At 58.4% G+C, this 10,065-nt stretch carries 8 protein-coding genes and 1 pseudogene; 5 read left to right on the top strand and 4 right to left on the bottom strand.

Annotated features, from left to right (window positions below):
- The 5 genes and pseudogenes from B4F73_RS09670 to B4F73_RS09650 all read left to right on the top strand — a co-directional run.
- Nucleotides 1–177 (top strand): annotated as a pseudogene (locus tag B4F73_RS09670) (phosphomannomutase/phosphoglucomutase); the annotation flags it as partial.
- Nucleotides 178–402: 225 nt separating this feature from the next.
- A complete protein-coding gene (locus tag B4F73_RS09665) occupies nucleotides 403–1,713 on the top strand; it encodes a UDP-glucose dehydrogenase family protein (protein WP_290483122.1) in 1,311 nt (436 codons plus the stop codon).
- Nucleotides 1,714–1,740: 27 nt separating this feature from the next.
- Complete coding sequence (gene fsa, locus B4F73_RS09660; protein ID WP_286852210.1) at nucleotides 1,741–2,391, top strand: fructose-6-phosphate aldolase; 651 nt, start codon at nucleotides 1,741–1,743, stop codon at nucleotides 2,389–2,391.
- 5 nt (nucleotides 2,392–2,396) lie between these two features.
- Nucleotides 2,397–3,212, top strand: coding sequence for a bifunctional hydroxymethylpyrimidine kinase/phosphomethylpyrimidine kinase (gene thiD / locus B4F73_RS09655; protein ID WP_290483121.1), 816 nt, complete (start codon nucleotides 2,397–2,399; stop codon nucleotides 3,210–3,212).
- 84 nt (nucleotides 3,213–3,296) lie between these two features.
- Nucleotides 3,297–4,115 (top strand): PhzF family phenazine biosynthesis protein, encoded by an 819-nt coding sequence (locus B4F73_RS09650; protein WP_290483120.1) that lies wholly within the window; start codon nucleotides 3,297–3,299, stop codon nucleotides 4,113–4,115.
- Nucleotides 4,116–4,119: 4 nt separating this feature from the next.
- On the opposite strand, the gene B4F73_RS09645 is transcribed toward B4F73_RS09650, so the two are convergent.
- The 4 genes from B4F73_RS09645 to B4F73_RS09630 form a co-directional block, all read right to left on the bottom strand.
- Nucleotides 4,120–4,710 (bottom strand): hypothetical protein, encoded by a 591-nt coding sequence (locus B4F73_RS09645; protein WP_290483119.1) that lies wholly within the window; start codon nucleotides 4,708–4,710, stop codon nucleotides 4,120–4,122.
- A gap of 10 nt (nucleotides 4,711–4,720) precedes the next feature.
- The gene (gene purH, locus B4F73_RS09640; protein WP_290483118.1) at nucleotides 4,721–6,325 is read right to left on the bottom strand and encodes a bifunctional phosphoribosylaminoimidazolecarboxamide formyltransferase/IMP cyclohydrolase; all 1,605 of its coding nucleotides are present in this window, start codon (nucleotides 6,323–6,325) and stop codon (nucleotides 4,721–4,723) included.
- 66 nt (nucleotides 6,326–6,391) lie between these two features.
- Nucleotides 6,392–8,284 (bottom strand): polysaccharide biosynthesis protein, encoded by a 1,893-nt coding sequence (locus tag B4F73_RS09635; RefSeq protein ID WP_290483117.1) that lies wholly within the window; start codon nucleotides 8,282–8,284, stop codon nucleotides 6,392–6,394.
- Nucleotides 8,281–10,029 (bottom strand): heparinase II/III family protein, encoded by a 1,749-nt coding sequence (locus tag B4F73_RS09630; protein WP_290483116.1) that lies wholly within the window; start codon nucleotides 10,027–10,029, stop codon nucleotides 8,281–8,283. The genes B4F73_RS09635 and B4F73_RS09630 overlap by 4 nt, the downstream gene beginning before the upstream one ends.
- Nucleotides 10,030–10,065: the final 36 nt, after the last annotated feature.

Genomic DNA, 10,065 nt, shown 5'->3' with positions numbered 1-10,065 from the left:
GTGACACTGGAAGACGGGTCCTGGGTTCTTATACGTGCGTCCTCCAACAAGCCGGAACTGGTTGTGGTGGTTGAATCCATGACGAGCGCCGATGATATGCGGGGCCTCTTCCACAAGGAAATCAAGCCGCGCCTCGGCAAGCACCCGGAAGTCGGAGCATATAATCAGGAAATCTGATCCCTTTCTGCCAAGGGAAACTCTTTAGAACATGATCAGGCCTGTATCGCCCGGAGCGGGCCTGATCCATTTTAACCGGGCATAATGTCTCGCAGCAACCCGCGTGGGCCGGTGGGAAGTGCCCTCTGGTGAACTGGCCAGAATGGCACACTCAGCCCCTTGACCAACTGGCATAAAAATCGCACCCCCTGCCGCGAAGACACTAGTATCTTGTGAGGATTTTTCATGCGCGTTGCGATGATTGGAACGGGCTATGTCGGCCTTGTCAGCGGAGCCTGTTTTGCCGATTTTGGGCACGTTGTAACATGCGTCGACAAGGATGCATCCAAGATTGAAAAGCTGGAAGCCGGCATCATGCCGATTTTCGAGCCCGGGCTCGACAGCCTGGTTGAGAAGAACGTCAAGGAAGAGCGCCTGTTCTTCACGACCGAAGCCAAGGATGCGATCCGCGATGCCGACGCCGTCTTCATTGCGGTCGGCACGCCCTCACGGCGCGGCGATGGACATGCGGACCTATCCTATGTCTACGCGGCGGCTGAAGAGATCGCCGAACTCATGGATGGCTTCACCGTGATCGTCACCAAATCGACTGTTCCGGTCGGCACGGGCGACGAAGTTGAGGAAATCATCCGCAAGAAGCGCCCTGATGGCGAATTTGCTGTCGTCTCCAATCCTGAATTCCTGCGTGAAGGCGCGGCGATCAAGGACTTCAAGATTCCCGACCGTGTGGTTGTTGGAACCGATGATGATCGCGCCCGTGAAGTCATGCAGGAACTCTATCGTCCACTCTTCCTGAATGAGACGCCGATTCTGTTTACGGCCCGGCGTACTTCTGAACTGATCAAATACGCCGCCAACGCCTTCCTCGCTGTGAAGATCACCTTCATCAATGAGATGGCGGATCTTTGCGAAAAAGTCGGCGCGAACGTTCAGGAGGTCTCTCGCGGAATTGGCCTGGATGGTCGGATCGGCAAGAAATTCCTGAATGCCGGTCCCGGCTATGGGGGGTCCTGTTTCCCGAAAGACACGCTGGCGCTGACCAAGACGGCCAACGACCATAATTCTCCCGTTCGCATCGTCGATACGGTGGTTGAGGTGAACGCGGCGCGCAAGAAGGCAATGGCCGAGAAGGTCATTGCGGCCATGGGCGGCGACGTGAACGGCAAGACAATTGGTGTGCTGGGTCTCGCGTTCAAACAAAACACGGATGACATGCGCGACGCGCCAAGCCTGGACATCATTCCGGCTCTGCAAGCGGCCGGTGCCAAGATCCGGGCATATGATCCGGAAGCTATGGATGAAGCAGCGCATCTGCTGAGCGATATCGAATTCGCAAAGAGCGCGTATGACGCCGTTCAGGATGCCGACGCGATGGTGATTATCACTGAATGGGACCAGTTCCGCGCATTGGATTTTGAAAGAATCAAGGAAGCCCTCAGCACAAACATTGTGGTAGACCTCCGGAACATCTATTCACCGGACGACATGGCGGCTCGTGGTTTCAAGTATACATCCATCGGTCGCCCGTCTATCTGAGGCGCTTAGGCAAACAGGATCCTGAACATGAAATTCTTCGTAGATACCGCAGACACTGGCGATATTGCTGAACTGGCGGCGACCGGACTGATTGACGGGGTTACCACCAACCCGTCACTCATCGCGAAGTCGGGCCGCCCATTCGCGGATGTCGTCAAGGAGATCTGCGAGATCGTACCCGGCCCGGTCAGCGCGGAAGTTGTTGCGACCGACTATGACGGGATGATCTCTGAAGGCCGTAAATTGGCGAAGATCGCTGACAACGTTGCCGTAAAGCTTCCGCTGACGCTGGAAGGCCTGAAGGCCTGCCGGACGCTGTCGGATGACGGCACGATGGTCAATGTCACGCTTTGCTTCTCGGCTAACCAGGCGCTGTTGGCGGCCAAAGCCGGCGCAACATTCATCTCGCCTTTCATCGGACGTCTCGACGACATCAATGTCGACGGCATGGAGCTGATCGCTGATATTCGCCAGATCTATGACAATTACCTGTTTGATACGGAAATTCTTGCTGCGTCGATCCGGACAGCCAATCACGTCAAACTATCGGCGCTGGCTGGCGCAGATGTGGCGACCATGCCGCCATCTGTCATCAAGGGCCTCGTCAAGCATCCGTTGACCGACAAGGGTCTGGAAACCTTCCTGGCTGACGCAGCGAAGGCCGGCATCAAGGTCTGATCGACATGGCAATGCCAGACGGCCCTCAAGGCCGCGTCCTCATTATCGCCGGATCTGATTCCGGCGGTGGTGCGGGTATTCAGGCTGATATCAAGGCGGTCACCATGCTTGGCGGTTATGCGATGACCGCCATCACCGCCATCACAGCGCAAGATACGCGCGGCGTACATGGCGTGTGGCCAGTGCCCCTTGAGGGCGTGATCGGGCAGATGCGGGTCACGCTTGCGGACATCGGCGCCGACGCAATCAAGACTGGTATGCTGGGGTCCGCCCCTTTGGTCGAAGCGGTTGCGGAACTGTTGTCGGAGCGTGCTCAATTGGTGCCGCGTGTCATCGACCCTGTCATGGTCGCGACATCGGGTGACCGGTTGGTTGACGCAAAAGCGGTTGAGGCGATCCGGTCCGAACTTGTCCCGAACGCGCGCCTCGTGACGCCCAACGCCCCCGAGGCGGAAGTATTGACCGGGAAGGCGGTGGATACGGTCAGTGGCCAGCGCCGTGCCGCTGAGGCCCTGCTGGAACTTGGTGCGAATGGCGCGCTGGTCAAAGGCGGGCATATTGGCGGAGATGTCATCACGGATGTGTTGCAGACGACGACGGGTGAATGGGTGTTTGAAAGCCGCAGGATCGAGACGAGTTCGACCCATGGAACGGGTTGCACACTGGCGTCGGCCATTGCCGCGCTTCTGGCACAAGGAAAAAGTGTTCCGGACTCGGTTGAACAGGCCCGGGAATACTTGCTGAGAGCGATTCGCGCGGCCAAGGGGTTCGGGACCGGCCATGGTCCGGTTCATCATGGTTGGGTACTTGACGAGGAATAGACCGCCTCAACGACCGTTCAGAAATCATCGTTTTTCCAAGTACGCGTCCCGTGGCATTCAGTCGTCCTGATTGGAGACTCTGTCATGCCGACTTTGCCGTTCTACCAAATTGACGCCTTTGCTTCAAAGCCATTCGAAGGCAACCAGGCGTGCATCATGCCGCTGGAGACATTCTTGCCGGATGAAACCCTGCAGGCGATTGCGGCAGAAAACAACGTCGCCGAGACGGCCTATATCGTTCCGGCGGGGGAGGGAGTGTGGACGCTTCGCTGGTTTACGCCGTCGGTTGAGGTTCCCCTTTGCGGTCACGCCACTCTTGGAACTGCACATGTGCTGTACCAGGAGCTTGGGTACACCGGTGAGGCAATTGCGTTCGACACGATGAAGTCCGGCCGCCTGCATGTTCGGCGTTTGAAAGATGGACGATTGGAAATGGACTTTCCATCGGCCCCCATTCAAGAAATTCCGGTAACGGATGAGGTAGCGGATGCGCTTGGCACGCGCCCTGTTCAGGCTTGGGGCGGCATGTTCTATGCGGCTCGGTTTGAAACACCGGAGGACGTCCGTGCGCTCAAACCGAACCTGAAGGCGCTAAAGGATCTTGGCGCGCCGGGTGAAGGCTGGGATCGTGGGAATTTCGGGTGCTTTGCCGCTGGCGGGGATCGTGTCACCGTAACCAGCCGCTTCTTCGCGCCAGGAAGCGGAATCGATGAAGACCCTGCAACAGGTAGTTGGCACACGATGCTGGCGCGGGTCATGAGCGAGCGATTTGGTCTGGACGAGATGTCTTGCTACCAAGCCTATCCGGGCCGGGGCGCAAAGATCGATACGCGTCTTGAAGGCGATCGCGCCAAGCTTGTCGGTCGTGCAGTAACAGTGATCGAGGGCAGCTTCCGTCTCTGAATCCTTATTCACTGCCCCAAGGCGCAGGAGGTGGCGCAACGGGTTGTGAAGTAACGAACTCGATTCGGAAAAAGCGTTTCGGGCGCTTCATCTCATAAGCGAACAAATTGTCTGACGGACGCACCTCGATCGCCCAGGTATTGTCTTTTGACTGGGGAATGCCTTCAGAATCGAACAGGGCTTTCGTGGCATCATCCGCCGGAAAGGCCATGCGGCTGGCGCTGGCCTGGTCATTACGTGCGCCGCCATACCATGTGACCTCATCGGGGCTGCCATCCTCATGCGTGTGCGCATGGTGCAAGGCCAGGCGGGGTCCCTCACTGTGGAGGACCCAGACACGGGAGCGATCATCGCCGACATGAAGCGGAATACGGACTTCCTGCGGAGAACAATCCCGAACATGCATGACGATACGCTCTGTGCGCCATGCATCATCTTCTGGATCTTTGCTGACAATCTCGCCCTCAAAAGCCTGTCCGCACAGGGCAGTCAATCGAGACAGGAATTCTGCGTCCGAATCCTGTTTTGCTGGCTGGCCGCAGGCGGCTGCCAGAGCCAGAACGACAAGGCTGGCGCGTAGTGGGCGCTTCATCATGGATCTTTCTCTAGTGGCGGAAGTGGCGCATACCGGTGAAGACCATGGCGAGGCCAGCCTCGTCGGCGGCGGCGATGACTTCATCGTCGCGGATCGATCCACCCGGCTGAATGACGGCTGTTGCGCCCGCTGAAGCGGCCTGAAGCAGCCCGTCTGGGAACGGAAAGAATGCGTCGGATGCGGCAACGCATCCTTTGGTCTTTGGCTCAGGCCAGCCTGCGATGTCTGCGGCGTCCTCTGCTTTGCGCGCGGCAATGCGTGCGGAGTCAATCCGGCTCATCTGTCCTGCGCCAATACCCATAGTAGCGCCGTCTTTGGCGTAGATGATGGTGTTGGACTTCACATGCTTGGCGACGCGCCAGGCGAACAGCATGTCATTCAATTCCTGCTCGGTTGGGACTTTCTTCGTCACGACCTTCAGGTCTGCCTTGCCGATGCGGCCAAAGTCACGATCCTGCATCAGGAAGCCACCGGAGACCGTCTTGACGAACCGGCCAGTCGAAGCCGGGTCCGGCAGGCCTTCCGTAATCAGGAGGCGGAGGTTTTTCTTTTTGGCAAACACTGCTTCAGCGGCTGCATCTGCTCCGGGTGCTATGACGACTTCTGTGAAGACCTGGGAAATTTCCTGAGCGGTTGCTTCGTCCAGCGGGCGGTTCAGTGCGACGATCCCGCCAAAGGCAGAAGTCGAGTCACATGCCAGTGCCGAACGATAGGCTTCGATGATGCTCCGGCCTTGCGCAACGCCGCATGGATTGGCGTGCTTGATGATGGCGACGGCAGGGATCTCATCACCCAGTTCGCCAATCAGTTCATAGGCGGCATCTGTGTCATTGATGTTGTTGTAGGACAGTTCCTTGCCTTGCAGTTGTTTTGCTGTTGCCACGCCGGGACGTTTCTCGCCGGTCACGTAGAAGGCGGCTTTCTGGTGCGGGTTTTCGCCATAGCGCAGCGATTGCTGAAGCTTGCCCCCAAGGCTGGCCCAGTCTGGAGCGTTCTCGCCAAGTTGGTCTGCATACCAATTGGAAATTGCGGAATCATAGGCCGCTGTGCGGGCATAAGTTTTCGCGGCCAGCTTGCGGCAGAGGCTGACGCTGACATGGCCATCATTTGTCTCCATTTCAGCAAGCACTGCGTCGACATCAAAGCCATCGGTACAGACGGCGACGAAGGCACCATTTTTTGCCGCCGCGCGCAGCATGGCCGGACCACCGATATCGATGTTCTCGATGCAAGTGTCGAAGTTTGCGCCAGAGGCAACCGTCGCCTCAAACGGATAGAGATTTACATAAATCAGGTCGATCGCGCCAATTCCGTGTGTTTCGGCATCTTTCACATGGGAGGGATTGTCGCGCAGATAGAGCAGACCGCCATGCACCGCCGGGTGAAGCGTCTTGACCCGGCCGTCCATCATTTCCGGAAAGCCTGTCAGGTCGGCAACATCTTTCACATCCAAGCCGGCTTCTTTCAGAAGTTTCGATGTGCCGCCGGTGGAGACCAGTTCGACCCCCTTGGCGGCAAGCTTTTGAGCTTGTTCCACCAGTCCGGTCTTGTCGGACACGGAAAGCAGGGCGCGGCGAATGCGAACGGGAGCTCCGCGGGTGGCGGCATCTGTCATGTTGAGAATTCCTTTGGCGCAGGCTGAATGCTTGTGCCGCGGGGCGTATCATGACCGCGGCGTGGGTCAAGCGCTCCAGCGTCGCGCCTTTTCGGCTCGCTCGCTGGCATATTCCGGAACGAGAACGCCCAACAGGCGGAGGGCTTCAGAGCGTTCGCGCCGGGATGCCGCCTCGATCAGCTCCCCGAGCCGCTTTTCAAAAAGCTCGGAAGGCGCATGCAGGTTTTCGACCTGCCAGATGCCGTCCACTTTGGTGGAGACTACGGCTTCATGCTCATAGGTCAGCACCTCATGCATCTTTTCGCCATCGCGCAGGCCGGTCGTGGTGATCTTGATGTCGACCCCTGGAACCAGGCCCTTCATACGGATCATGGTTTCGGCCAATTGCAGGATCGGCATGGGTTCGCCCATATCCAGAACGTAGAGGCCGGTTTCTGATGTGCGATCCTGAAGTGCGGCCGACTGAAGGACGAGCGAAGAGGCTTCCTCGACGGTCATGAAGTATCGGGTCACGCCGGGATCAGTCAGAGTGACAGGGCCGCCCGCCGCGATCTGGCGCTCGAACAAGGGAACCACTGATCCTGATGAGCCAAGTACATTTCCGAAGCGAACAATAGACGCGGCCATGCCGGTTTGCGCTGCAACCCGAGATACGGCCATCTCGGCCAGGCGTTTGGTGGCGCCCATGACATTGTCCGGATCGACCGCTTTGTCCGTGGAGATAAAGACAAAGCTCTTCGCGCCGACTGCCGCTGCGGCTTTGGCCGCGTTCACTGCGCCCGCCACATTGGTCAGAATGGCTTCGCAAATGTTACGTTCCATCAAGGGAACATGCTTCAGCGCCGCCGCGTGGATGACGACATCCGGCTTTGCGCGCGTGAACACGTCGCGGACACGGTTCATATCGCGAACATCGCCCAGTCGGGCCGTGTGCCGGTTGGGGGGCAGGATGCCCGCCAATTCCATGTCGATTGAGTAGAGATTGAATTCTGAGGCATCGAACACGGTAATCGACGCGGGTTCGAGCCGAGCAACTTGGCGTGTAAGCTCCGAGCCAATCGTTCCGCCACCACCTGACACCAGGACGTTCGCATTGCTCACAAGAGCGCGGACCGGCTCAATGCAGAGATGGCGTTCCGGGCGCGACAGCAAGTCGGACGGGCGAACGGGCTCCAGCACTTGTGCCGTTTCATCCCGATTCAGCGCCATGATTTCGGCGCCATGATTAGAAGCGGTCTCAAGTACCCGGATCGTCGTCTCGCGTTTACGTGCAGCGCCCGTCACAGCCACCCATGGCGTTTGTTTATAGCGCACCGTCAACACTTCAATCAGGTCGCCCAATTCGTCGAGAGAGCCGAGAATTGGAATGCCGCGAATGGCGCGGCCCGGCTCGGTTGCCTCCACGTCGACCAGTCCGAGCAGGCGAATCTTGCTGCTTTGGGCCGATGACTGGATGCGGCGAATGACCTGAACACAGCTCTGCGAATCACCAACGAGAAGAACCGGCTGACCGTTCTTGGCGACCGGGCTGAAGATTTGAAACGGCTCGTGTGTCGTGCGGGAGAGAGCGAACATGCGTCCGGCGAACAGGCCAAGCGTCCACAAGATGAGCGCAACGCTCAATGTGGCGAAGGGCGTGGCCAGCAACCCGTTCAACATGAGCATGACCGGCAAGTAGATCAGGGCTGCAAGACAAACCCCCTGGAAAATCCGCACCGCATCCGGCCAGCCCATATGACGCCAGACCTGCTTCTGGATGCCAAGCACGAGGAAAGATAGTGCGACGGCTGCAGCGAAGAAGGCGGTGCTGATGGCGATCGAATTGAAGGGCAAGTCAGCGCGGGGCGCCTCGGACGACCAGACCAGTAATCCGGAAAACGCCATGGCAATGATCGCGATGCTGATGTCGAACCCGAGGGTCAGCGTCATGGCGCGTCGAGCGGCCTGTTTTGGCGTCATGCGGATCTTTCCTTCAGAAATGCCCAGCGAATACAATTCGGCGGCTGTTGTCCGTCCCCGTTAGGATCTGCAAAACCAGCCATAACGATTTGCTCGGGTCTTTCAACCACGCCGCGCGCAAGATAAACTGTACGTTCAAGGCGCGCACCTTCATGGCTTGTCTTGAACTTCCAGACCGTACCGTCATCGCACACCAAACGAATGGCATCTCGGCCCATGATGGCTGTGACCGTAGGATGTAGGTGAAAGCGAATTTCAAAGCCAATGAACTTCCGGTCATCCGACGGCGGCTGAGAGACTGGTCTCACAAGGGAGTCCTCGCCCGTCAATCGCTGGCCATCGCCCGACATGAAAAGGCGGCGACGATGCAGCAATCCACACGGTGCCTTGTATCCGCCATGCTGCGCATCGAGCCATATCTCGTCGCCTTCTTCCAGGCGTTTGGCTGAAATACCTTCCGGTCCATGGGCGGAAAGAAGACGTGATTCGTCATTCAATGAGAATGTGGATGAGTCCCGACCAGCCAGGATCAGTGTGGAGTGGGCCCCCGTGCGCCGCACGGCGGCTTGCCAGTCCACATTCACCTCGGCGCTATAACCGCAAGAGGTAACAAGACGGCTTGGTCCGTCCGAAAGCTCGAATCCAAGCGCGCCTGCATGGGCAAAATCGCTGAAGGGGCGCTCGGGCGCTTCGCCACAATCGAGGATCAGCCGAAGACTATTTTTTTCCAGCTTCTGAAAGCCGGATTTGGGCGCGAAAGTGAACCGGCGGGGTGGAGCGGACAAATGGGCGAGCGCCGCCTCGACAACTTCCGGTCTCGCCTCGTCGCTATCATTGAACGGGCTGAGCGCGCCGTCGCCGGCTCGAAAAAAGGCGACCATTGCACCCATGCGCGAAACCCATTTCTCCAAGAAGTCCGGTTCCGGGTGGCCAGCGCGTCGGAACAGGTCCCGAAGCGTCAGAAGATGCACAAGAGCGCGCAGGTTTCGCGACGGGCTGCGGCTTACATGCCCACCATCGGGAAGGATTTGCGCCGTGCATTCTGCGTCCAGTCTGGCGAGGGCGGTCTCCAGGCTCATTGCGCGGTCTATGCACAATGCGCCTGCAACGATTGTGACCGCACCGTACCAGCGCGCTTTGGGATCGGTTGCCGCGTCAATTTGATCAGAAAGATAGCGGATTTGCCGAACCAGGCATTCCGACCGGGTTCGTTGGGCATCTGCGGAGCCTGATTCGAAAAGAGCCGCGCCGCACAACATCCAGTTCCAACACCTCACGCTGGTAGGCGCCAGCCTCCAGGAGAAACCATTGAAGCTTCCATGGGATTCGATCCAGTCGTCGACAAAGCGTCTGGCACGTTCTGCCCCAAGGTCGCCCTGATCAAACAGGTCAGGCAGCCATGAAAACCGATGCAGCCGATCGGCGAAGTGTTTGGAGGGAAGGGGAGTCGACCATGGCGGTTGGCCCGGCGCGAGGGTCAGACGCTCCATGCCGATGCGCCATATGTCCTGCATCAGCGCTTCGCCGCGCCGGTCATCCGTCGGCACAATTGGGGTCAGATGATGGGAAAAAGCATCAGGAATTGGCCCAGACAGCTTCAGCCGCTGCAGGACACCGACTTTGGCATCATCGCCACAAGCTCCACGAAACCTGCGCCAGAGAGCGGCGTCATCTGCGCCGGTTCTCGTGCGGTCAGCAAGGATTTCGCTATCTCCGCCTCCCACGTCCACCGTCCATTCCGTCAAGAACTATACTTTTAGATTTGGTCTGAGCGACCTGAT

This window comes from Hyphomonas sp. UBA3601, assembly GCF_002375605.1.
Lineage (GTDB): Bacteria > Pseudomonadota > Alphaproteobacteria > Caulobacterales > Hyphomonadaceae > Hyphomonas.
This window is presented reverse-complemented; position numbering and strand designations above follow the sequence as displayed.

What these genes read in the sequence shown, in the direction of transcription:
- B4F73_RS09665 (WP_290483122.1), top strand. Translation starts at nt 403, where the DNA reads ATGCGCGTTGCGATGATTGGAACGGGCTATGTCGGCCTTGTCAGCGGA.
- fsa (WP_286852210.1), top strand. Translation starts at nt 1,741, where the DNA reads ATGAAATTCTTCGTAGATACCGCAGACACTGGCGATATTGCTGAACTG.
- thiD (WP_290483121.1), top strand. Translation starts at nt 2,397, where the DNA reads ATGGCAATGCCAGACGGCCCTCAAGGCCGCGTCCTCATTATCGCCGGA.
- B4F73_RS09650 (WP_290483120.1), top strand. Translation starts at nt 3,297, where the DNA reads ATGCCGACTTTGCCGTTCTACCAAATTGACGCCTTTGCTTCAAAGCCA.
- B4F73_RS09645 (WP_290483119.1), bottom strand. Translation starts at nt 4,710, where the DNA reads ATGATGAAGCGCCCACTACGCGCCAGCCTTGTCGTTCTGGCTCTGGCA.
- purH (WP_290483118.1), bottom strand. Translation starts at nt 6,325, where the DNA reads ATGACAGATGCCGCCACCCGCGGAGCTCCCGTTCGCATTCGCCGCGCC.
- B4F73_RS09635 (WP_290483117.1), bottom strand. Translation starts at nt 8,284, where the DNA reads ATGACGCCAAAACAGGCCGCTCGACGCGCCATGACGCTGACCCTCGGG.